The sequence below is a fragment of the Halomonas lysinitropha genome (genome assembly GCF_902500215.1).
In the GTDB taxonomy this organism is placed as follows: Bacteria; Pseudomonadota; Gammaproteobacteria; order Pseudomonadales; family Halomonadaceae; genus Halomonas; species Halomonas lysinitropha.
In genome coordinates, this window is sequence record NZ_CABVOU010000032.1 from 28,644 (window position 1) to 50,469 (window position 21,826).

General features: G+C 66.0%; 18 protein-coding genes. 10 read left to right on the forward strand and 8 right to left on the reverse strand.

All coding sequences use genetic code 11. The annotated features are described in order from the left end of the window. Window positions 1–72: 72 nt before the first annotated feature. Window positions 73–1,416, reverse strand: a complete 1,344-nt coding sequence (miaB, locus tag HALO32_RS08945) for a tRNA (N6-isopentenyl adenosine(37)-C2)-methylthiotransferase MiaB (RefSeq protein ID WP_151443445.1) — start codon at window positions 1,414–1,416, stop codon at window positions 73–75. A gap of 374 nt (window positions 1,417–1,790) precedes the next feature. Here miaB and HALO32_RS08950 point away from each other — a divergent pair, with 374 nt between their 5' ends. Both HALO32_RS08950 and HALO32_RS08955 read left to right on the forward strand, forming a co-directional pair. After that, the gene (locus HALO32_RS08950) at window positions 1,791–2,420 is read left to right on the forward strand and encodes a TIGR04211 family SH3 domain-containing protein (RefSeq protein ID WP_151443446.1); all 630 of its coding nucleotides are present in this window, start codon (window positions 1,791–1,793) and stop codon (window positions 2,418–2,420) included. Window positions 2,421–2,442: 22 nt separating this feature from the next. Continuing rightward, entirely contained in the window at window positions 2,443–3,066 is a 624-nt protein-coding gene (locus tag HALO32_RS08955) for a class I SAM-dependent methyltransferase (RefSeq protein ID WP_151443447.1), read from the forward strand. Window positions 3,067–3,072: 6 nt separating this feature from the next. On the opposite strand, the gene HALO32_RS08960 is transcribed toward HALO32_RS08955, so the two are convergent. Further along, window positions 3,073–3,663, reverse strand: coding sequence for a YajG family lipoprotein (locus tag HALO32_RS08960; RefSeq protein ID WP_151443448.1), 591 nt, complete (start codon window positions 3,661–3,663; stop codon window positions 3,073–3,075). Window positions 3,664–3,785: 122 nt separating this feature from the next. On the opposite strand from HALO32_RS08960, the gene HALO32_RS08965 reads away from it, so the two are divergent. The 3 genes from HALO32_RS08965 (at window position 3,786) to HALO32_RS08975 (ending at window position 5,321) form a co-directional block, all read left to right on the forward strand. Continuing rightward, the gene (locus HALO32_RS08965) at window positions 3,786–4,211 is read left to right on the forward strand and encodes a GNAT family N-acetyltransferase (protein ID WP_151443449.1); all 426 of its coding nucleotides are present in this window, start codon (window positions 3,786–3,788) and stop codon (window positions 4,209–4,211) included. Between the two features lie 106 nt (window positions 4,212–4,317). Beyond that, on the forward strand, window positions 4,318–5,016 hold the full coding sequence (gene rpe, locus HALO32_RS08970) for a ribulose-phosphate 3-epimerase (RefSeq protein WP_151443450.1): 699 nt from the start codon (window positions 4,318–4,320) through the stop codon (window positions 5,014–5,016). Between the two features lie 8 nt (window positions 5,017–5,024). After that, window positions 5,025–5,321 carry a GIY-YIG nuclease family protein gene (locus HALO32_RS08975; RefSeq protein WP_225809872.1) on the forward strand — a complete coding sequence of 99 codons (297 nt, stop codon included), beginning with the start codon at window positions 5,025–5,027 and terminating at the stop codon, window positions 5,319–5,321. 26 nt (window positions 5,322–5,347) lie between these two features. On the opposite strand, the gene HALO32_RS08980 is transcribed toward HALO32_RS08975, so the two are convergent. After that, window positions 5,348–6,646: an NAD(P)/FAD-dependent oxidoreductase gene (locus HALO32_RS08980; RefSeq protein WP_151443451.1), complete on the reverse strand. Its 1,299-nt coding sequence runs from the start codon at window positions 6,644–6,646 to the stop codon at window positions 5,348–5,350. 107 nt (window positions 6,647–6,753) lie between these two features. Here HALO32_RS08980 and HALO32_RS08985 point away from each other — a divergent pair, with 107 nt between their 5' ends. The 5 genes from HALO32_RS08985 to trpC all read left to right on the forward strand — a co-directional run bounded on the left by HALO32_RS08985 (window position 6,754) and on the right by trpC (window position 11,714). Beyond that, the gene (locus HALO32_RS08985; RefSeq protein WP_151443452.1) at window positions 6,754–7,443 is read left to right on the forward strand and encodes a phosphoglycolate phosphatase; all 690 of its coding nucleotides are present in this window, start codon (window positions 6,754–6,756) and stop codon (window positions 7,441–7,443) included. A 258-nt stretch (window positions 7,444–7,701) separates the two neighbouring features. Further along, entirely contained in the window at window positions 7,702–9,195 is a 1,494-nt protein-coding gene (trpE, locus tag HALO32_RS08990; RefSeq protein WP_151443477.1) for an anthranilate synthase component I, read from the forward strand. 69 nt (window positions 9,196–9,264) lie between these two features. Further along, on the forward strand, window positions 9,265–9,849 hold the full coding sequence (locus tag HALO32_RS08995) for an anthranilate synthase component II (protein WP_151443453.1): 585 nt from the start codon (window positions 9,265–9,267) through the stop codon (window positions 9,847–9,849). Window positions 9,850–9,879: 30 nt separating this feature from the next. After that, window positions 9,880–10,899: an anthranilate phosphoribosyltransferase gene (gene trpD, locus HALO32_RS09000; RefSeq protein WP_151443454.1), complete on the forward strand. Its 1,020-nt coding sequence runs from the start codon at window positions 9,880–9,882 to the stop codon at window positions 10,897–10,899. A gap of 8 nt (window positions 10,900–10,907) precedes the next feature. Continuing rightward, complete coding sequence (gene trpC / locus HALO32_RS09005) at window positions 10,908–11,714, forward strand: indole-3-glycerol phosphate synthase TrpC (RefSeq protein ID WP_151443455.1); 807 nt, start codon at window positions 10,908–10,910, stop codon at window positions 11,712–11,714. Between the two features lie 58 nt (window positions 11,715–11,772). On the opposite strand, the gene HALO32_RS09010 is transcribed toward trpC, so the two are convergent. The 5 genes from HALO32_RS09010 to ydiJ form a co-directional block, all read right to left on the reverse strand. Then, window positions 11,773–11,973, reverse strand: coding sequence for a DUF2905 domain-containing protein (locus HALO32_RS09010; protein WP_151443456.1), 201 nt, complete (start codon window positions 11,971–11,973; stop codon window positions 11,773–11,775). A gap of 59 nt (window positions 11,974–12,032) precedes the next feature. Then, window positions 12,033–14,117: a TonB-dependent receptor family protein gene (locus HALO32_RS09015; RefSeq protein ID WP_151443457.1), complete on the reverse strand. Its 2,085-nt coding sequence runs from the start codon at window positions 14,115–14,117 to the stop codon at window positions 12,033–12,035. Between the two features lie 12 nt (window positions 14,118–14,129). Then, window positions 14,130–17,294, reverse strand: a complete 3,165-nt coding sequence (locus HALO32_RS09020) for an efflux RND transporter permease subunit (protein WP_151443458.1) — start codon at window positions 17,292–17,294, stop codon at window positions 14,130–14,132. A 15-nt stretch (window positions 17,295–17,309) separates the two neighbouring features. Beyond that, on the reverse strand, window positions 17,310–18,374 hold the full coding sequence (locus tag HALO32_RS09025; RefSeq protein WP_225809873.1) for an efflux RND transporter periplasmic adaptor subunit: 1,065 nt from the start codon (window positions 18,372–18,374) through the stop codon (window positions 17,310–17,312). A gap of 105 nt (window positions 18,375–18,479) precedes the next feature. Then, a complete protein-coding gene (gene ydiJ / locus HALO32_RS09030; protein ID WP_151443459.1) occupies window positions 18,480–21,641 on the reverse strand; it encodes a D-2-hydroxyglutarate dehydrogenase YdiJ in 3,162 nt (1,053 codons plus the stop codon). Between the last annotated feature and the right edge of the window lie 185 nt (window positions 21,642–21,826).

Consider the following 21,826-nt stretch of genomic DNA (forward strand, 5'->3'; position numbering starts at 1 on the left):
GGGTGGTCCGTGGCTGATGGGTTTAGGGCCAGCTTACTGCCCCGGTGCTGGCCGGGGCAACGGCAGAGCAACTCAGTAGCGCGCGGGGGAAGCGAGCTCGCCACGCAGCGAGTTGGGCAGCGCCTCGCTGATCTCCACGTCGACGAAATAGCCGATCAGCTCCGTCGGGTTGGGCGCACGGAAATTGACCACCCGGTTGTTCTCGGTACGTCCGGAGAGCTGGCCCGGATCCTTCGCCGAGAAGCCGGTGACCAGAATGCGCTGGGTGGAGCCCACCATGCGGCGGCTGATCTGCATCGCCTGCTGGTTGATGCGCTCCTGAAGAATGGCCAGGCGCTGCTTCTTGACGCTTTCCGGGGTGTCGTCTTCGAGATTCGCGGCCGGCGTGCCGGGGCGCGCCGAGTAGACGAAGCTGAAGGAGTGATCGAAGCCGATGCGGTGGATCAGATCCATGGTGGCCTCGAAGTCCGTCTCGGTCTCGCCCGGAAAGCCGATGATGAAATCCGACGAGAAGCTGATGTCCGGCCGCAGTTCGCGGATACGCTCGAGTTTCTCGACATACTCCTCAACGCCATGGCCGCGCTTCATGGCCGCAAGTACGCGATCCGAGCCGGCCTGCACCGGGAGGTGCAGATGGCTGACCAGCTCGGGAATCTCCCCATAGGCCTCGATCAGGCTGTCGGAGAACTCCACCGGGTGGGAGGTGGTGAAGCGGACACGATCGATGCCTTCAACGGCCGCCACGCAGGCGATCAGCTCGGCCAGGTCTATCTCATCGCCCAGCTGGTTGGCGCCGCGGTAGGCATTGACGTTCTGTCCCAGCAGGTTGATCTCGCGCACGCCCTGGTCAGCCAGATGGATCACCTCGTCCATCACCGGCTCGAAGGGGCGCGAGACCTCCTCGCCGCGGGTATAGGGCACCACGCAGAAGGTACAGTACTTGGAGCAGCCTTCCATCACCGAGACGAAGGCGGTGGCGCCGTCGGAGCTTGGCTTGGGCAGGTGATCGAATTTTTCGATCTCGGGGAAGGTGACGTCGACCACCGAGATCTGGTCCTGCTGGCGCGAGTCGAGCATCGATGGCACCCGATGCAGGGTCTGCGGGCCGAATACCATATCGACATGGGGGGCGCGCTTGCGCAGCGCCTCGCCCTCCTGACTGGCCACGCATCCGCCGACGCCGATCAGCAGGTCGGGGTTGGCCTCCTTGAGCTTCTTCCAGCGCCCCAGCTGATGGAACACCTTCTCCTGGGCTTTCTCACGGATGGAGCAGGTGTTGAGCAGGATGACGTCGGCATCACGCTCGTCGTCGGTGAGCTCGAGCTGATGGGATTCGCCGAGTAGATCCGCCATGCGTGCGGAGTCGTACTCGTTCATCTGGCAGCCGTGCGTCTTGATGAAGAGTTTCTTCGCCATAAGAATAGGTCGCGGCATCTGGCGCGACGGTGCACCGGTGGATGGATGTTGGCAGATGGCCGAATGGCCATCCGGAGAAGACCTACCATTATACGCCGCTGCCCCCAACCGGGCCAGCGGCCGGCGGGTGCGACTGTGGTACCCTGTGCGGTTTGCAGGGACGAGAGCAGAGGCCCGCTCTGGTCAGAAAGTGAGCGACAGCGGCACGAGTCGGTTGGTATGCCGGCTGTCGGCAACTTTCCAGCGGTTTTCCCGATGGTTGTCCACAGTCGCTGTGGGTAACCTTCACCACGAACATCAACGTCGCCGCCACGGTCTTTCGTGGGTGGTGCATCTTTCGCGACACGCGAGCCTTGGACAGCCAGGACAACGGCATGACGATACATAAACTCAAGATTCTGACACTGGGCGTGGCGCTCGCGACGCTCCCCCAAGCTCTGCATGCTCAGGAGGAAGCCGACGGCACCGCCTGGGTGTCGGATGAGCTCACCACCTATGTGCGCAGTGGCCCGACCGACGGCTATCGGATCATCGGCACCCTGACCGCCGGCGAGCCGGTCACGGTGCTCGAGACCAGCGGCGACTACAGCCGGGTGGAGGACGCCGATGGCGACGACGTCTGGGTGCTCAGCAGCGAGCTGCAGGAGGACCCCAGCGCCCAGCAGCAACTGCCCGCACTGGAAGCCCGGGTGAATGAGCTGACCGACGAGCTTTCCGGTATCAACGACACCTGGGAGAGCCGTACCGCGTCGATGACCGAGACCCTCGAGGTCCGCGAGCGGCGCATCGCCGAACTCGAGGCGCGCAACTCGGCGCTCGAGGGGGAGACCGAGCAGTCGCGCTCCACCATCCGCGAACTCCAGGCTCGCCTGGATACCCAGGAGGAAGACCTGCTGATGCGCTACTTCATGTACGGTGGCGGAGTCGCCGGCGCCGGCCTGCTGGTGGGGCTGATCGTGCCTCATCTGCCGCGTCGTCGCCGCAAGCGCGATCGCTGGTTCTGATGCCGGCCCGGCAGGAGGCATGATGGCCAATGAATGGCGGGAGCGCTGGCGCGAGGGGCGCATCGGTTTCCATCGTGACCGGCCCCATCCGCTTCTGGTCCGCTACTGGCCCGGTCTGGGGGTCCGAGCCGGCACCAAGGTGCTGGTGCCGTTGTGCGGCAAGAGCCTGGACATGCGCTGGCTGGCGCATGACCATCCGGTGCTGGGCATCGAGCTGGCTGGGCAGGCCATCGAGGCCTTCGTCGCCGAGGGCGTGGGGGAGGTAACCCGCTATCGCCAGGCCGGTTTCGACATCTGTCGCCAGGGCAGCGTGGAGCTCTGGAGCGGCGACTTCTTCCACTTCCATATCGAACAGGCGGCGGAGATCGGGGCCTTCTATGATCGCGCCGCCCTGATCGCCCTGCCGGCGGCCACCCGCCAGCGCTACGCCTTCCACCTGGCCCAGCTGATCCCACCCGGTGCTCGAGGGCTGCTGATCAGCCTGACGCGTGACCCCGGCGGGCCGCCCTTCAGCGTGTCCGCCGAGGAAGTGCTCGAGCTGTTCGAGCCCAACTTCCGCGTCACGCATCTGGAGGACGGCGAGCCGGAGCCTAACGGCTTTCGTGAAACCGCCTGGGCGCTGGAGCGTCGTGGCCCGCTGACCTGAACAGATTCAGCGTGCCAGCAGCTGACCCAGCTCGGGGTCGCGGAAGGCGCGGTCGAGACCGTCCGAGAGCAACTCGTTGACCATGCGGGTGTTGGCCTCCTTGCCCGGGCGCACAGCATAGCTCTGGGTGCGACGCGAGGTGTAGGTGCCGGTATAGGTGTTGCCATCGTTGGTCGCCTCGGCGATCAGCACCGATTCGAGTCGTGCCTCGTCGATGACGGGACGGCTCTTGCCACGCTCGTAGCCCAGGTGATCCAGGGTCAGTGTCAGGCTGGGTCTTCCCTCGGCTTGCTCGGCCGTGGGAGTGAAGCCCATTTCCCGCAACGCACGTTCCGCTTCCGCCTGCAGTCGAGGCACCAGCTCATGGGCATTCACGGTGATCACCGCGGTGGACATGGCGCTGCCGGTTCGGGTACCGATGACCTCGCTGTCGCGACCGTCCACGGCCGTCACCGTGACCGCCTGGCCGTTACCGCTCTGCGGCACCTGGGCCGTTCGCTTGGGATCGAGTTGCAGGTAGTGAGGGCTGGAACAGCCGGCCAGCCACCCGGTGGCGAGCAGCAGGGCGCAGGCACCCAGGACATGACGACGCTGCATGGAGAGTCTCCTGAAGATGGCGGGGCATCGAGTATAGCCTCCGGCCCTGATGGCGGGAACCGGTGGCGCGACCCGTTCCCGGCTAGGCGTTACACTGCAGGGACAGCCACAGGAGCCACGACATGATCCGACCCGCCACCCGGGAGGAGTACCCGCATCTTGTCGACATCTGGCTGCGTGCCTCCCGGCAAGCCCACCCCTTCATTGACGAGGCCTGCTGGAGGGCGCGTGCCGATGACATGGCGCTTCGCCGTCTACCCGCCTGCGAGGTGCAAGTGCTGGAGGCCGGCCGGCGCGTGATCGGCTTCTATGCCATGCACGATGATCATCTCGAGGCCCTGTTCGTGGATCCCGAGGTGCAGAGTTTCGGGCATGGCAGCGGCTTGATGGCCCACGCCATGACGGGCCACTCTTCCATCACCCTCTGGGTCTATTCGCGTAATGTGCGTGCCGTCTCCTTCTATCGGCGGCTGGGTTTCAGCATTGTCGATGAGCGCGAAGACCCCGAAACCGGGGAACCAGAGTCGCTCATGGCCTGGTCACGCTGACAGCACGCGGCGTCATGCTTGCATGCGCGGCCCAGAGCCTCGCGAGGCTCTGGTAGAATGTTCCGGATCGCGCGATCGCCTGCACACCCTCATGACGGACGACTCCATGACTGACCCGACCCGCGACTTCCTGATCGCTCCTTCCATCCTCTCCGCCGATTTCGCCCGACTTGGTGCCGAAGTGGATGATGTACTGGCCTCCGGCGCGGACATTGTTCATTTCGACGTGATGGACAACCACTACGTGCCCAACCTCACGATCGGGCCGATGGTCTGCGAGGCCCTGCGCAAGCACGGGGTGAGCGCACCCATCGACGCCCATCTGATGGTCAAGCCGGTGGACCGGCTGATCGGTGATTTCATCGACGCCGGGGCCAGCTATATCACCTTTCACCCGGAGGCCTCCGACCACATCGACCGCTCGCTGCAGCTGATCCGTGACGCTGGCTGCCAGGCCGGTCTGGTCTTCAATCCGGCCACGCCGCTCTCCTTCCTTGACTACGTGATGGACAAGGTCGACATGATCCTGCTGATGAGTGTCAACCCAGGCTTCGGTGGTCAGTCTTTCCTGCCCGGCACGCTGGACAAGCTGCGCGAGGCCCGGCGGCGCATCGATGCCTCGGGTCGCTCGATCCGCCTGGAGATCGACGGTGGGGTGAAGGTCGACAACATCGCCGAGATCGCCCGGGCCGGCGCCGATACTTTCGTGGCCGGATCGGCCGTGTTCAAGGCGCGCAACGAGGCTGATCCGCATCGCTACGATAGCGTGATCCGCGATTTTCGCGACCAGCTGGCCAGGATATAGGCCGCCCCTTGGATGAGACGCCCCCCACGCGCTTGTGGCACCTCTACGTGGTGGAGACGGCCGGCGGCGCGCTTTATACAGGGATCACCACCGACGTGGTCCGCCGCCTGGCCGAGCACCGTGCCGGCCGGGGAGCCAAGGCGTTGCGTGGCAAGGGGCCGCTGGTGCTTCGCCATCAGGAGCCCGTCGGCAGCCACGCTGAGGCGTTACGCCTGGAAGCACGCCTGAAGCGCCTGCCCGCGGCGGCCAAGCGCACCTGGCTGGCAGGGCGGAGGGCGATGACGGCAGCGGACCCGATGGCCTGAGGGTCTGCCCGCATGAAGTGCCTGGCTCAGTGAAGCTTCATGCGGGGCTTGAGGAAGCGGTTGATGCCATCCACCACCACGATGAGGCCTGTCTTGAGCGTGCCGTGGATGGCACGCTGGTGCATGCGGTAGAGCGAGGCATAGAAGAACTTCGCCAGGTGGCCCTCGATGAACAGGCTGCGTGTCGAGGCGCCTCGCATCAGGCTCCCGACGGCCTCGAAATGCGCCAGTGAGATCAAGGATCCTCGGTCCCGGTAGACGAAGGGCTTCAGCGGCTTGCCGTTCAGTTGGGCCCGCAGGTTGTGATAGAGCGTCGAGACCTGCTGATGGGCGGCCTGGGCGCGGGGTGGCACCGTGCTGCCATCCTCCTGTGGGCAGCTGGCACAGTCTCCCATGGCGAAGAGATGCGGGTCCGCCGTGCTCTGCAGGCTCTGGTGGACCTTGAGTCGGTGGTTGGATTCCGTCGGTAGGCCCAGCTCCGAGAGGAAGGGCGGGGCCTTGATGCCTGCGGCCCAGACGCCGAGATCCGTGTCGATGCGCCTGCCATCGGCGGTATGGATCGCGTTGGCCTCCACCCGGGTCACGCGGGTGTCGGCATGGATTCGCACGCCGAGGCCCTCGAGCTCCTGGTGGACCGACTGGCTGATGCGCTCGGGCAGGGGCGGCAGGATCCGCGGGGCGGCTTCGATCAGATGAACCTCGAGGTGGTCGCTGTCCAGATCCGTGACTCCGTAGCTTTGGAGCATTCGCGATGCTTCATGGAGTTCCGCCGCGAGTTCAACGCCGGTGGCGCCGGCGCCGACGATGCCGACGACCATGCGGGTATGTCCCTCACTGCCCGGATTGCTGTGGCGCAGGAAGGTGTTGAGCATGTCCCGACGGAACGCCTCAGCTTGTTGCGGGCTGTCGAGGAAGTGGCAGTGCTCGCTGACGCCCGGTGTATCGAAATCATTGCTGACACTGCCAACCGCCAGCACCAGGAAGTCATACCCCAGTGTGCGGGATGGCAGCACTTCGCTGCCCTCCTCGTCGAGGATGGGGGCCAGGGTCAGGGTGCGGCCTTCGCGGTCGATACTACACAGGGTGCCGCGCTGGAAGCGGTAGCCATGGACAGCGGAGTGCCCCTGGTAGGAGATCTCGTCGAGCCCCGAGTCCAGTGCCCCGGTAGCGACCTCATGCAGCAGCGGCTTCCAGATATGCGTCACATTGCGATCAACCAGCACGATCTCGGCTTGCCCACGCCGGCCGAGCTTGCGGCCTAGCCGCGTGACCAGCTCGAGGCCGCCGGCACCACCCCCGACCACGACGATTCTTGGCACACTCATGCAGCGACTCCAGATAAGTGACGGGCCTCCAGCATAAGCCCTTGCCCGATTTTCTGCCCATGGCCTGTCCGGCATAATGTTCGCCCGACCGTATTGCGAGAGGCCTCATGCACCCCATATTGAACGACATCCGTCTGGTGACCTTCGACCTGGACGGGACTCTCGTCGACTCCGTGCCCGACCTGGCCCTGGCCGTGGATGCGGCGCTGGCCGAGCTGGGCCTGCCCGCCGCGGGTGAGGAGAATGTGCGCGACTGGGTGGGCAACGGTTCGCTTGTCCTGATGGAGCGTGCGTTGCGGTCCGCAATTAAGGCTTATGGCGAGGTTTCCCCTAAGGAGGTGCCGGACGGTGCCTTGTTGGAGCGCGCCCACGTCGCTTTTCTTGACCACTACGGTCGTGACCCCGGCGCCCATACTCGGCTTTATCCCGGGGTACGCGAGGCGCTGGATGCCCTGCGCAACCGCGGGCTGATCCTGGCGCTGGTGACCAACAAGCCCTACGCCTTTATCGCCCCGCTGCTGGAAGGGCTGGGGCTTGCCGAATACTTCGCGCTCTGCCTGGGTGGCGACAGCCTGCCCGAGAAGAAGCCCGACCCGGCCCCGCTGCGGCATGTTGCGGCCCACTTCGACGTCTCGGCCGCGTCCTGCCTGATGGTCGGTGACTCGCGCCATGACATCGAGGCCGGACGCGCCGCGGGGTTCCGGACCCTGGCCGTGCCCTACGGCTACAATCACGGCGAACCGGTGCACGACAGCGCCCCGGATGGCGTGGTTGAATCGCTGGCGGAACTCGTTTAACGTGATTTCGGCTAATGCTATAAGCGCGGCCCAATCAATATGTTATTGCTATAAGACAAGACGCGGAAACCCTTCGATGATCAGCCGCATGAAGCCGGAAACCCTCTCGACCGCCGGTGGCATAATGGCCGCCGTTCGACGCCTGCCCCGTTCGCCTGCCCGCTGCGGCTGGCGATGGTGATGCTCGCCTCGCGAGCCTGACCCGCGGCGCTGCTGCGCCTGCCATCGCCAACCCGTCACATCGAGGATCCGGGCATGATGACTCCCGAACGTTTCCACGAGCTGGCCGCCGCCGGTTACAACCGTATTCCGGTTACCCGCGAAGTGCTGGCCGATCTCGACACGCCGCTCTCTACCTACCTCAAGCTGGCCGACGCCCCCTGGACCTTTCTGCTGGAGTCCGTTCAGGGCGGCGAGAAGTGGGGGCGCTACTCGATCATCGGGCTGCCCTGCCGCGAGCGTATCGAGATCCGCGGCTTCACCGTCAGCCATATCGTCGATGACGAGCTCCTCGGCGCCGGCGAGGTGGAGGATCCGCTCGAATGGCTCGAGGAGTTCCAGGCCCGCTTCCAGGTGCCGCGCCTCGATGACCAGCCGCGCTTCGACGGCGGCCTGGTGGGGTATTTCGGCTACGACACCATCCGCTATATCGAACCTCGCCTGCGCAGCGAGACCGCCGTGAAGCCTGACCCGCTGGGCGTGCCGGATATCCTGCTGATGGTCTGCAATGACCTGGTGGTGTTCGACAATCTCTCGGGCCGTCTGACCCTGTGGACCCATGCCGACCCGACCGAGGTCGGCGCCTACGCCGGTGCCGTCGAGCGACTGGAAGCCCTGGAGATTCGCCTGCGCAGTGCCACCCTCAACACCATCAGTCCCGGCACCGGACGCGCGGCGGTGGAGGAGGGGCACTTCACCTCGGGCTTCACCGAGGAGGGCTTCAAGGCGGCCGTGGAGACGATCAAGGAGTATGTGCTGGCCGGCGATGTCATGCAGTGCGTTCCCTCCCAGCGCATGTCGATTCCCTACCAGGCACCGCCGCTGGATCTCTACCGGGCCCTGCGCAGCCTCAATCCCTCGCCCTACATGTTCTACCTGAACCTGGGCGATCATCAGGTGGCGGGTTCCTCGCCGGAGATCCTCACGCGCCTGGAAGACGGCGAGGTCACGGTGCGGCCCATTGCCGGTACCCGTAAGCGGGGCCACAGCGAAGAGGAAGATCGTGCCCTGGAGGCTGATCTGCTGGCCGATCCCAAGGAACTCGCCGAGCATCTGATGCTGATCGATCTGGGGCGCAACGACGTGGGACGCATCAGCGAGACCGGCTCGGTGAGGGTGACCGACCGGATGGTGGTCGAGCGCTACTCTCACGTGATGCACATCGTCTCCAACGTCGTCGGGCGCCTCAAACCGGGCCTTTCCGCCATGGACGTGCTGCGCGCCACCTTCCCGGCAGGCACGGTGTCAGGCGCACCCAAGATACGCGCCCTGGAGATCATCGACGAGTTGGAGCCGGTCAAGCGCGGTGTCTACGCCGGCGCGGTAGGTTACCTCTCCTGGCACGGCAACATGGATACCGCCATCGCCATCCGCACTGCCGTGATCAAGGACGGTGAGCTCCATGTCCAGGCCGGGGGCGGAGTGGTGGCCGACTCCGTACCCGAGCTGGAGTGGCAGGAGACCCTGAACAAGGGCCGCGCCATCTTTCGTGCCGTGGCCATGGCCGAGCGCGGCCTCGACAACCTCGAGTGATACGCCACCCCTGAATGCCCTGCGTCTGGTCTTGGCCGGGCGAGCGCCCCGCGGCGGGAGAGAACGACCATGAAAGTCTGCATGATCGATAACTACGACAGCTTCACCTTCAACGTGGTGCAGTACCTGGGGGAACTGGGCGCCGAGGTGGTGACCCACCGTAACGACGCCATTACCCTTGAGGAGATCGAGGCCCTGGCCCCGAGCCATCTGGTGATATCCCCGGGGCCCTGTACGCCTGACGAGGCCGGGATCTCCATGGCGGCCATTCGTCGCTTCGCCGGTCGTATCCCTGTGCTGGGGGTCTGCCTGGGTCACCAGGCCATCGGGCAGGTATACGGCGGCAAGGTGGTCCGTGCCCCCCAGGTGATGCACGGCAAGACCTCGCGGATTCGTCACCGCGGCCAGGGCGTCTTCGAGGGCCTCGAGGACCCGCTGGAGGTGACGCGCTACCATTCGCTGGTGGTGGAGCGCGAGAACCTTCCCGACTGTCTCGAGGTCACCGCCTGGTGCGACGACGATGACGTCACCCCGGGGCTGATCATGGGGCTGCGCCATCGAGAGCTGGATGTCGAGGGGGTGCAGTTCCACCCCGAGTCGATCCTGACCCGCCAGGGCCATGAGCTGCTGGCCAACTTCCTGAAACGTCGCTGAACCGTGCCCATGCCAGAGGAGAGCAACATCATGCAGATGCGAGAGGCCATCGGTGCGGTGATGCGCCGTGTGAACCTGAATTTCGCCGAGACCCATGAGGTGATGCGCCAGATCATGACCGGCGAGGCCAGCGATGCCCAGATCGCCGCCTTCCTGGTGGGCATGGCCATGAAGGGCGAGACCGCCGAGGAGATCAGCGCCGCGGCCCAGGTGATGCGCGAACTGATGAATCCGGTCCGGCTGCAGGCCGACAACGTGGTCGACATCGTCGGCACCGGGGGTGATGGCGCCAACCTCTTCAACGTCTCCACGGCCGCCAGTTTCGTGGTCGCCGCGGGCGGTGCCCATGTCGCCAAGCACGGCAATCGCGGCGTCTCCTCGTCGTCGGGCAGTGCCGATCTCTTCGCTGTGGCGGGCATCAATCTGAACCTGGATGCCGAGCAGGTGGGCCGCTGCATCGAGCAGGTGGGCGTGGGCTTCATGTTCGCCCCCAACCACCACCCGGCGATGCGCTATGCGGTGGGCCCGCGTCGCGAGATGGGCGTGCGCACCCTGTTCAATATCCTGGGGCCGCTGACCAACCCCGCCGGCGCCCCCAATCAGGTGCTGGGGGTCTATGCCCCCGAGCTGGTGCCGCTGATGGCCGAGGTGCTGCGGCGCCTGGGCAGCGAGCATGTGCTGGTGGTGCATGCCGAGGATGGCCTCGACGAGATCTCCCTGGCGCAGCCGACGCTGGTGGCCGAACTGAGGAACGGCGAGATCCGCGAGTACACCATCACCCCCGAGACCTTCGGCATCGAACGCCAGTCCCTGGACCCGCTGCGGGTGAAGACCGCCGAGGACAGCCTGCGACTGGTCGAACAGGCCTTGGTGGGCGATGGGCCGGCAGCGGACATCGTGGCGCTCAATGCCGGTGCCGCTCTGTACGCCTCGGGCGTTTCCGACAGCCTCGGTGAAGGCGTCGCCATGGCCCAGGACGCCCAGGCCTCGAAACTCCCGCTCGAGAAGCTCCGGGAACTCGCCAACTTCACCCGCGTGTTCAATCAGTGAGGTCCGACATGACCGATGCTCGCCGTCTTCCCACCATCCTCGAGCGTATTCTGGCCCGCAAGGAGGAGGAAGTTGCCGAACGGCGCCGCGTCGTTTCCGAGCAGGAGTTGCTGCGGTTGGCTGCCGAGCAGTCCGACCCGCGGGGCTTCGTTGTCGCGCTCCACCGCGCCATCCAGGCCGACGAGCCGGCGGTGATCGCCGAGATCAAGAAGGCCTCGCCCTCCAAGGGGGTGATCCGCGAGGACTTCCGCCCCGGCGAACTCGCCGCGAGCTATGCCGAGGGCGGTGCGACCTGCCTTTCGGTGCTTACCGATGCCGACTTCTTCCAGGGCCACGAGGACTTCCTGATCGAGGCACGGGACGCCTGCACGCTTCCCGTGATCCGCAAGGACTTCATCACCCACGGCTACCAGGTCAGCGAGGCGCGCGCCCTCGGCGCCGACTGTATCCTGCTGATCGTCGCCGCCCTCGATGATGCCCGCATGGCGGACCTGCATCGCCAGGCCGTGGCGCTGGGCATGGACGTGCTGGTGGAGGTGCACGACGCCCAGGAACTCGACCGTGCCCTCAAGCTCGACCTCGCCCTGGTGGGCATCAACAACCGCGACCTGCACACCTTCGATACCCGCCTGGAGACCACCCTGGAACTGCTGCCGCGCATTCCCGCCGACGTCACCGTGGTCACCGAGTCCGGCATCCATACCCGCGACGACGTGCTGCGCATGCGCGAGCACGATGTCAATGCCTTTCTGGTGGGCGAGGTCTTCATGCGCGAGGCCGACCCCGGCCAGGCGCTGCGCCGGCTCTTTTTCTGAGTGAGCGGTGGGAGGAAGCGAGAGGGGCCGGCGAATGCCGGCCCCTCTGGTTTGTGCATCAGCGATTCAGCAGCCACATCACCGCCGAGAGCACCACGCTGATGATAATCATGGTGGTAATCGGGAAATAGAACGAGAAGTTCTCGCGGCGGATGGCGATGTCACCGGGGAGCTGGCCCAGGGGCAGCCTGGAGAGCCAGGGCCAGAGCAGGCCCACGGCGATAATGAGCAGGCCGATCAGGATCAGGGTTCGGTTCATGGGTCGCCTCCTGTCGCCATGATCTCACGAGTGCAGCAGAAGGCCCAAAGTCGCCTTCTCTAGAAGCTCAGCTCGAGACCGGCGAAGTAGGTGCGTCCCGCGGCGGGTTCATAGTAGCGACCCCCGAAGGCGTTGATGCGCACGTTCTCGTAGTAGTCCTCGTCCAGCAGATTGCGGATCCCCAGATTGGCGCCCAGCCGGGCATTGACGCCGCCGAGCCGCCAGCTGTCGCCGGCCTTGAGGTTGAACAGCCAGTGGTCGTCGATCTTCACGTCGTTGGCGTTGTCGGCATAGTAGTCGCCGGTGTACTGGGCCTCGAGGGTGGCGAAACGGTCACGGCTGCCGTACCAGGTCAGGGCATTGTGCCAGACCTGCCGCGGCTGACCGGGCAGGCGGTTGCCGGCGAAGTCGTTTTCGCCGTCATCGAAGCGGTCGAAGCGGTAGTCGGTCAGCGTCAGGGCGCTGGTCCAGCGCCAGTCCAGCGAGAAGCTCCAGTCCAGTCCTAGTTCGATCCCGTCGCGGGAGGTCCTGCCGGCATTCTCGTAGTAGGTCCTGCCATCGGTCGCCTCGAAACCGATCAGCTCATCGTCGACATCCACCGAGAAGGCCACCAGCTCGTAGCCCAGGCCGTTGCCGAAGATGCCGCGCAGTCCCATCTCGCGGTTCAGCGCCTTCTGGGGATCGATCTCGGGGTTGAAGCCGCCGCGGCCGTCGGGACGGGCGAACTCGGTGAAGGTCGGCGTCTCGAAGGCGTTGCCGACCGTGGCATAGACCTGGTGGTCGGGCCGGTAGCGGTAGCTCAGTCCCAGGCTGCCGGTCCATTCACGAAAGGTGCGCTCGCCGCTGTCGTCCTGGTCGTCGGCGAAGAGACGGTCGTCGATGTCCATGCGTACCCGGTCATGGCGGATACCCGCGCTGAGCTCCAGTTTCTGGGTGAGCCCCAGCTCTGTCTGCAGGAAGACACCCGTCGAGGTGGCGTTCTGCTGCTCATCGGCGGTGATGCCGGTCACCTCACCCTGCGAGTTCACGGAACGCCGACCACGATCGTCTTCCTGGCGCGCCAGGTCGACACCGGTGACATAGCGTAGCGGCATGTCACCCAGGGTGAGTGCCCCCGTGTAGTCGGCGCCTCCGCCATAGTAGTTGCGCTCATAGTCGATCAGGCTGCTGCCCGGGAAAGGCAGCTGCTGTTCGAAATTCCGGCGGCTGGCGAAGCCTCGGACATTGAACTCGCCGCCCAGGGCGTCGAGGTCCTCGTAGTGCAAGCCGACCAGCTGTTGTTCCACGCTCTGCCCGGAGTCCAGCGGGACGGCCACATCGCGGGCCTGGCGGCGATCCTCCTTGACCTCCTCGAGGGTCAGGGCACTGGGATCCTCGGCAGTGGGCAGGTCGAGGATGTTGACCAGCGCCGAGAGGGTCCGGGTGTCGTCCAGGCGGTAACCGACGCGCGCATTGAGCAGCCGCTTCTCCACCTCGCTCTGCTCGCGGTAGCCCTCGAAATCCAGCGCCGAGACACTCACGCTGTGCACCCAGTGGTCTGTTTCCCCGCCACTGCGTACTGAAAGCTTGCGAAAGTCGTCGCTCCCGCCCTGAAGCTTCAGGACCGGCGAGCGCTGCATCTCGCTGCCATCGCCGGTGGTGATGTCGATCACGCCGCCGGCGGCATTGCCGTAGAGCACCGACGAAGGACCGCGGATCACCTCGATGCGCTCGGCGCTGTCCAGGTCCACGGCATCGATCTGTGCTTGGCCGTCGGGCAGGGTGTAGGGAATGCCGTCGACACGGATATGCAGGCCGCGGATACCGAACGTGCCCCGGGCGCCGAAGCCGCGGCTGGAGATGCGCTGGCCCTGGGCGAAGTTGTCGCGGTTCTGCAGGAAGACCCCGGGCACCCGGTCCAGGGCCTCATCCAGGCGAACCCCTTGCTGGCCCTGCTGGATATCTTCCCGGGTCAGGGCCGTGACGGCGGCCGGTGTGTCGTAGAGGTCCCGCGCGAGTCGCGACGCGCTCACCGTGATGGTCGGCAAGGCCTCGTCGGCTGAAGGGCCGTTATCGTCATTCAGGTTGCCGAGGCCTTCGGTGGCCTGCGCCCAGGAGAGGGTGCTCCAGCAGGCCAGCAGCAGGAAACTGGAACGATACGGCATGGGCTCCTCCCTTCATTGTGGTTTTGGTGAACGATTGAACCGGCGGCGAGTGGTGCGTGACATCAGGGTAACGGTCAGCGCCGGCAGGAAGGTCACCGTCACGAAAGCGGTGCCGAGCAGGCCGAACAGTACGATGGCACCCACGCCGCGATACAGCTCGGTGCCTTCGCCGGGCAGGAAGACCAGCGGTGAGAGCCCGCCGATGGTGGTCAGGGTGGTCATGGCGATGGGGCGCAGGCGGCTGGCCACGGCATCGCGTACTGCCTGGCGCACGTCGGAGGCGGCGTCGCGCAGGTTCTCGCGCGCCTGGTGCACCACCAGGATGGGGTTGTTGACCACCGTGCCCATCAGGATCAGGAAGCCCAGCATGGTGATCATGTCGAAGGGCTGATGGATCTCGGCGAGCCCGATGCGGGGCAGCCAGCCGCCCACCAGGTTCATCAAGGACAGGCCGACGATGCCGCCGGCGGCCCCCAGCGGGATGGTGGCCAGGATCAGCAGCGGATAGCCCCAGTGGGCGAAGATGGCCACCAGCAGCAGGTAGACGAGAATCAGGGCGATCAGACCGTTGTCCATCAGCGACGCGCGCGTGGCATCCAACTGGTCGCCGGCACCGGTGAGGGTGATGTCGATGTTCCCTTGCAGTTCCCCCGCGGCGCGCAGGTGGTCGATCACTTCGCGGTTCACCCGTCCTATACCGGCCTCCAGGGGTACGTCGCTGGGCGGGATGATGTCGAGGGTCACGCTGCGCCGGCCATCCACGCGGCGCAGCGTGGCGGTGGCGACGGTCTCGCGAATCTCCGCCAGGCTGCCAAGCGGCAATGTGACGCCCAGGGGCGTGTGGATCGGGAGGTCGACGAGGTCGTCCAGGTCGGTGTTCCCGATGCCGGGCCCATAGCCGTACAGGTCGATCTTCTGGTCCTCGAGATAGAAGTCGTCCAGATAGGCCCCGTCGGTCAGGGCGGCCACGGTGGTGCCCAGCGCGTCGGCATCCAGCCCCAGCTCGGCGGCGCGGTCCCAGTCCGGGTACACCTCGATCAGCGGTTGCCCCAGGGCCAGTGCCGACGGCCGAGACTGGATGCGGGGATTGTCGAAAATCTCCCGCGAGCGTTCGTAGAGTCGGTTGGCTGCGGCGTAGAGTTCGGCGAGGTCGTTGCCGGCAATGTCGAGGGTGATGCTGCGCGTACCGCCGTCGTTGCTGGAGATGATCGAGCCACGTGCGGCGAAGGCGCGCATATCGGGATAGGCCTCGAAGCGTTCGGTCAAGGCATTCATCAGCGCCTCGATATGGTCCGGGTCGCGGGTCTCGGCGATGATGCGCAGGCTCTGCGGCCCCACCTGGGTGCCCATGGTGCGCATGGCGGGAACCTCGCTTCGGCCCTCGTCGAAGTCGCGAGGGTCGGCACCCACATGGGGGAGGAGGTCGGCCTGTATCTCCTCGGCTATGGTGGTCATCGTCGAGAGATTGTAGCTCGCGGGGGCGTTCATGCTGGCGAAGGTCTTGGCTTCTTCGCCCTCCGGCAGGTAGGCGGCCGGCGGCGTCAGCCACACGAAGATCGCCAGGCCGCCCGCGATCGCCATGGCCATGGCCGCCCAACGCCGCCCCGTGGAGGCAATCAACACATCGACCAGGTGCAGGCAGCCGCGCATCCAGCGTGGCGTCTGTCCCTCGCCGGATGTGGCGCGACCCCGGAAATCGAGGTGTGCGCCAAGCGTGGGTATCACGGTGATCGCCACCACCAGCGAGGCGAGGATCGAGGTAGCGATGGCCACGGCGATGTCGGAATAGAGCTGGCCGGCCTCTTCCTCGATGAAGAAGATCGGCACGAACACCAGCACGGTGGTCAGGGTGGAGGCGAGCACTGCCGGCCAGACCTGCTGCACTCCCACCAGGGCAGCCTCGAAGCGAACGCGGCCACGCCGGCGCTGGGTCTCGATGCTCTCCAGCACCACGATGGTGTTGTCGATGGTCATGCCGATGGCGAAGGCGACCCCGGCCAGCGAGATCACGTTGAGGGTGCGTCCAGCGAGCAGCAGCCCCAGGAAGGCAGCGATGGTGCAGATGGGGATGCCGATCACCCCGGCCAGGGTGGCACGCGGCGAGCGCAGGAAGGCAAACATCACCAGGGTGGCGAACAGCGCCCCCAAGCCGAGATTGGTCCAGACGTTGGCGATCGAGGCCTCGACATAGCGCGCATCGTCGCTGGAGAGCGTCATGTGCAGGCCCTGCTCGGCGAACAGGCTCTGGTTGAGCGACTCGACCTCGGCGAGCATGCGCCGCTTGATGTCGATGACGTTGGAACCGGGCTCGCGGCTCACCTGGACGCTGAGCACCGGGTCGCCCCGGGAATCGAAGGAACGCGAGGTCAGTTCGGCATGGGAAAGGCGCACCTCAGCGACGTCGGCGAGCCGCACCACGGTATCGCCGCGGCGCGTGAGAACCAGCGACTCGAGTTCGGCGATGTCCTGGAAGCGTCCCACCGTGCGCAGCAGGTAGCGCCGCTTGCCGCTCTCCAGGTCGCCGCCGGAGACATCCTGGTTGCGGGCCTGCAGGGCGGAACGAATGTCATCGATGCCCAACTCATGCTTGGCCAGGGCATCGGGATCGATGAGCAGCTGCATCTGTCGGGCGGCGCCGCCGGATACGCCGATCTCCGAGACACCCTCCACACCCTCCAGCCGTGGACGGACATTGTCCTCCAGGTAGTCGCGCAGCGCCGGCATGTCGAGATCGCGCGGATTGCCCTCACGAGGCGCCACGTTGAAATACATGAAGGCGTTGGCCGAGAAGGAGGTGGCCACGATGCGTGGCTGGTCGACGTTGGCGGGATAGGAGGGCACCTGGCTCAGGGCGTTGTTGACCCGAATCAGCGTTTCGGTGAGGTTGATGCCGAAGGGAAAGTCGAGCTCGATCTCCGCCCCGCCGCTGGTGGCGGTGGATTCCATACGCACCAGGTTGGGCACGTTGCGCAGGTACTCCTCCTGCTCGATGAGGATATCCTTCTCGATGTCCTGGGGTGTGGCACCGGGCCAGCGGGTCTCGATGCCGATGGTACGGACTTCCAGGTCGGGGATCATCTGCACCGGAATTCGCCAGATGGCGGCGATGCCCAGCACCAGCAGGATCAGCACCACGACGCTGACCAGCACGCCATGACGAATGATGGCCGCAAACATGGATTCAGTGCTCCTTCATTCGTCGTCCAGGATGAGTCGCTGCCCTTCCTCAAGGCGCTCGTTGCCCCTCAGGACGACGCGATCATCGGCTTCGATGCCCTGCTGGATGGCGACCCGGCCGGCATGGCTGGCACCGGGGGTGACGCGACGTTCGGTGGCACGCCATTCGCCGTCCTCTTCACGGGCCAGCCACACGCTGATGCTCCCATCCGGGCGTCGGATAAGGGCGTCGCGTGGTACCGCGGGGCCGCTCCCGTTCCTTAGCAGCAGTCGGCCCTGAACGGCCATGCCCGGCAGCATGGTCGGGGGGTCGTCGAGCATGGCGCGCAGCAGAAACTGACGCGAGGCCCCGTCCTCCAGCGGCACATCGGCGATGGGACGGGCAGGGAGCCAGTCGTCGATTCCCGCCGGCAGCCGAACCTCGAGTTCGGCTTGGTCGAGTCGGTGATGCAGGTCGAGGGGGACGGCAAATTCGAGTGTGAGATGTTCGAGGTCGATCAGCGTCAACAGCGGTGTGCCGGGCGTCGCCCATTCCCCAATGGCCACGTCGTGGTGGGTGAGCCTGCCACCGAACGGGGCCCGCAGGTGGTGGCGTTCGAGTCGGACCTCAAGGCGGTCGCGCGCGGCACGGCGGCGCTCGAGCGCCGCCTCGGCGATGGCGACATCGGTCTCGCGCTGGCTCAGCTCGCTGCTGGCGATGTTGCGACCTTCGCCGAGGCGGTTGCCTTCTCGAAGCCGCCGACGGGCGTTTTCAAGCGCTGCCCGGGCTTCGCCGACATCGGCGTCGGCGCTGCGCACCTGGAGGGCGACATCCTCGGCATCGATGCTCAGCAGTCGATCGCCGGCTTGCACGCGGTCACCGAGCGACATCGGAAGCTCGGTGATACGCCCCTCGACATCGCTGGAGAGTTGAGCCGTTCGCGGTGCCGTCACGCTGCCGTTGAGGGCGATCGTCTCCACGATGACGCGCTCCTCGACTCGGGCGGTGGTGACGCGGGCTTCCTGAGCCTGCAGCGGAAGGGTGAGCACGAGCAGCAAGGCCAGGCCGATCAGGAAGCGCAGGGAGTGGATGATGATCACGATTCTCCTTGTCAAATCGGGCGGCAGCCAACTACCAAGGGGTGGCTCGTCTCCGGCTCGGTTCGAGGCATGCCATCAAGCTCCCCTGGCCTGCCGGCTCGCGGTTCACCCTTGAGCGAGGCGCAACTGCTGCAACAACCCCTGGAGCGGGTGGGGCAAGCTGGCGTCGGAGAATCGCTTCGCCTGGCTGCGGCAGGAGTAGCCGGTGGCCAGCAGCCTGCCCAGATTGTTCTCGTCTTCAACTACCGGCTGCCATGACTGGGCGTAGATGGTCCTCGAGGTCTCGCGGTTTCTGGCCTCATGGCCGTAGGTGCCGGACATGCCGCAGCAGCCGGTAGCGACCAGCTCGAGCTCCAGGCCGAAGGCGGCGAAGACCCGTTGCCAGGCCCTGGGACTGCCAGGGGCGTTGGTCTTCTCGGTGCAGTGGGAGAGCAGCCGGTAGCTCTCACTCATCGCCGCCAGCGGGTTCGGGGCGAGGTGACTGGCCTGAGCCACCAGCCACTCCTGCAGCATCAGCACCTCCGGCACGGCCTCAGGCCCCAGCGCCTTCACGTACTCCTGGCGATAGGTGAGGGTCATGGCCGGGTCGATGCCCACCAGCGGCACGCCGAACGCGGCCAGGGCCTTGAGACTTCTGGCTTGCTTCTCGGCGGTACGTTCGAAGGCGCCTAGGAAGCCCTGGACATCGAGCGGCTTGCCGTTGGGCGAGTAGGGCGCGACGAAGACCCGCACGTCGAGACGCGAGAGCAGTTCGACGATGTCCATGACCAGCCTGGCCTCGAAGTGGCTGGTGAAGGCGTCCTGGACAAGCACTACGCTGCGCGCCTTCTGCGTCTCGGTGAGCAGGCCGAGCGACGTCGGCGTCGCTTCTGCCAAGCCCCAGGCCGCCAGCTGCTTCTTCAAGCTGGCGCGGGAGAGCCGTGGACTGTCGACCATGCCGATGGGCCCGGACAGCAGGCGGTTGACGAGTCGGGTGCCCAGGGCGGCGTTGTAGAGCGGTGCCACGCGAGAGAGGGTCGGCACCATGAACTCCAGGCCGCCGATCAGGTAGTCGCGCAGCGGGCGCAGGTAGCGGCCGTGGTAGACCTCGAGGAAGCGCGAGCGGGAGTCCGGCACATTGACCTTCACCGGGCACTGGCCGGCGCAGGACTTGCAGGCCAGGCACCCGGCCATGGCATCGTATACCTGGTGCGAGAAGTCCGCCTCGCCGCGTCGCTTGGCCAGGGTATTCCTCAGCCGAAGCGGAAAATCCTTGACGAAGCCCCAGGCGCCCTCGGCCTTCTTTTTCCGCGACTCCTCGACCAGGTCGATACCGGCCTCGCCCTGCAAGCGGAGCCACTCGCGGATCAGGCTGGCGCGCCCCTTGGGGGAGTGGATGCGGTCGCGGGTGGCCTTCCAGGAGGGGCACATGGCGTCATCGGGGTCGTAGTTGTAGCAGGCGCCGTTGCCGTTGCAGTAGACGGTGGCGGCGTGTGCCTGCCATACCCGTTCGTCGATGGTGCGGTCGAGCTGGCCTCGAGTCTGTACGCCGTCGATGGTCAGCAGACCCGGATCCACCAGCCTGATGATTTCTTGCGGCGTGACGGCGCCGGTGGCGGGTTGGGCAGGGGCTCCCTCCACGGCGTCGGAGGGCTCTAAGGGCGTCGCAATCTTCCCGGGGTTGAGCTGGTTGTGGGGATCGAAAGCGGCCTTGATCCGCTGCAGGCTGGGATAGAGCTCCCCGAAGAATCTGGGTGCGTACTCGGAGCGCACCCCCTTGCCGTGCTCTCCCCACAGCAGGCCGTGGTACTTCTGAGTCAGCTCGACGACTTCGTCGGAGAGCTCGCGAATCAGTCGCGCCTGCTCGGGATCCTTCATGTCGATGGCCGGACGCACGTGCAGCACCCCGGCGTCCACATGGCCAAACATCCCGTATTCGAGGTCTCGGGCGTCCAGGGCGGCGCGGAATTCGGCAATGAAGTCGGCCAGGTGCTCAGGCGGGACGGCGGTGTCCTCGACGAAGGGGATCGGCCGCTTCTCGCCCTTGGCGTTGCCCAGCAGGCCCACGGCGCGCTTGCGCATGGCGTAGACCCGCTGGATCTGCTCGCGCCCCTCCGCCAGGGTAAAGCCGAGGCGCTCGACGCTCGCGTCCGCTTCCAGATGGCGACAGAAAGCGTTGACCCGTTCGGCCAACCGCTGTGGATCGTCGTCGTTGAACTCGACCAGGTTGATGCCGCGAACCGACGTCTCCCCCGAAGGGAAGAATTCCGCCACGCTGTCCCAGACGAAATCCTCCATGGCCAGCGTCAATACGGTGTCGTCCACCGTTTCGATGGAGGTGGGGCGGGCGGAACTCGCCATCAGGGCCTTGGCGTCTTGCAGAGCGTCCATGAAGCCGGCGTAGCGCACATTGACCAGGGTGGAGTGCCTGGGGATCGGCAGCACGTTGAGCACTGCCTCGTCAAGCAGGCCGAGCGAGCCCTCAGAGCCGCACAGCAGGCTGTTGATATCCAGGCGGCCATCCGAATCCCTCAGATGTGCCAGGTCATAGCCGGTAAGACAGCGGTTCAGCGGCGGGAACTTGGTCCTTATCAGCTCGCCCTGGTTGTCGATGACCTCCCGCGCGGTGCGATAGATCACGCCGGTAACGTCCTGGCGTTCGCACTGGCTAGCGAGGTCGGCCTCCTCCAGCGGCTGGCTCGTCAGTCGCTCGCCGCCCAGCAGCAGGGTCTCGAGTTCAAGCACATGATCGCGGGTCTTGCCGTACTCGCAGCTGCCCTGGCCGCTGGCGTCGGTCGAGATCATGCCGCCGATGGTGGCGCGGTTAGAGGTGGAGAGATCCGGCGCGAAGAACAGCCCAAAGGGCTTCAGGGCAGCATTGAGCTGGTCCTTGACCACCCCGGCCTGGACTCGCACCCGGCGGTTCTCTACGTCGATCTCGAGAATCCGGTTCATGTGGCGGGAGACGTCTACCACCAGGCCGTCGGTGAGCGACTGACCGTTGGTGCCGGTGCCGCCCCCCCGGGGGGTGAGCACCACCTGGCGGTGTTCGTCGCGGCCGGCCAGCCGGGCGATGCGCTCCAGATCGACCCCATTCATGGGATAGAGCACCGCCTGGGGCAGGCGCTGGTAGATGGAGTTGTCGGTCGCCAGTACCGTGCGGGCGGCATAGTCCGGGGCGATCTCGCCCGCGAAGCCGGCGGCCTCGAGGGCGTCGAGAAAGCGCAGGTAGCGATCGTCGAGGCCTTCCAGACGGCCCGAGTCGGCGGTGTCCAGTTGTGCGATCATGGTGTCGTTTTCAGTCTTGGCGCCACCACGGCAAGGCCGGGCGGGGAAGAGGAAGATGGCTCTACTTTACCCTGACAGGCCGGTGCGCGCATCCCGGCGCCGGGCGTGCGTGGCGCCCCTGCGGCCTTTTGCCTACAATGGGCGGCCTGTCATCAGCGCCGTCTTCCCGCGGCCGACACCTCCAA

Excerpts from the sequence above, each read along its gene's own strand:
- trpD (WP_151443454.1), top strand. The coding sequence starts at position 9,880 with ATGCAGATGCGAGAGGCCATCGGTGCGGTGATGCGCCGTGTGAACCTG.
- rpe (WP_151443450.1), top strand. The coding sequence starts at position 4,318 with ATGACTGACCCGACCCGCGACTTCCTGATCGCTCCTTCCATCCTCTCC.
- trpE (WP_151443477.1), top strand. The coding sequence starts at position 7,702 with ATGACTCCCGAACGTTTCCACGAGCTGGCCGCCGCCGGTTACAACCGT.
- HALO32_RS08955 (WP_151443447.1), top strand. The coding sequence starts at position 2,443 with ATGGCCAATGAATGGCGGGAGCGCTGGCGCGAGGGGCGCATCGGTTTC.
- HALO32_RS08965 (WP_151443449.1), top strand. The coding sequence starts at position 3,786 with ATGATCCGACCCGCCACCCGGGAGGAGTACCCGCATCTTGTCGACATC.
- HALO32_RS08960 (WP_151443448.1), bottom strand. The coding sequence starts at position 3,663 with ATGCAGCGTCGTCATGTCCTGGGTGCCTGCGCCCTGCTGCTCGCCACC.
- HALO32_RS08980 (WP_151443451.1), bottom strand. The coding sequence starts at position 6,646 with ATGAGTGTGCCAAGAATCGTCGTGGTCGGGGGTGGTGCCGGCGGCCTC.
- HALO32_RS09010 (WP_151443456.1), bottom strand. The coding sequence starts at position 11,973 with ATGAACCGAACCCTGATCCTGATCGGCCTGCTCATTATCGCCGTGGGC.
- HALO32_RS09015 (WP_151443457.1), bottom strand. The coding sequence starts at position 14,117 with ATGCCGTATCGTTCCAGTTTCCTGCTGCTGGCCTGCTGGAGCACCCTC.
- HALO32_RS09020 (WP_151443458.1), bottom strand. The coding sequence starts at position 17,294 with ATGTTTGCGGCCATCATTCGTCATGGCGTGCTGGTCAGCGTCGTGGTG.
- miaB (WP_151443445.1), bottom strand. The coding sequence starts at position 1,416 with ATGGCGAAGAAACTCTTCATCAAGACGCACGGCTGCCAGATGAACGAG.
- ydiJ (WP_151443459.1), bottom strand. The coding sequence starts at position 21,641 with ATGATCGCACAACTGGACACCGCCGACTCGGGCCGTCTGGAAGGCCTC.
- HALO32_RS08950 (WP_151443446.1), top strand. The coding sequence starts at position 1,791 with ATGACGATACATAAACTCAAGATTCTGACACTGGGCGTGGCGCTCGCG.
- trpC (WP_151443455.1), top strand. The coding sequence starts at position 10,908 with ATGACCGATGCTCGCCGTCTTCCCACCATCCTCGAGCGTATTCTGGCC.
- HALO32_RS08985 (WP_151443452.1), top strand. The coding sequence starts at position 6,754 with ATGCACCCCATATTGAACGACATCCGTCTGGTGACCTTCGACCTGGAC.
- HALO32_RS08995 (WP_151443453.1), top strand. The coding sequence starts at position 9,265 with ATGAAAGTCTGCATGATCGATAACTACGACAGCTTCACCTTCAACGTG.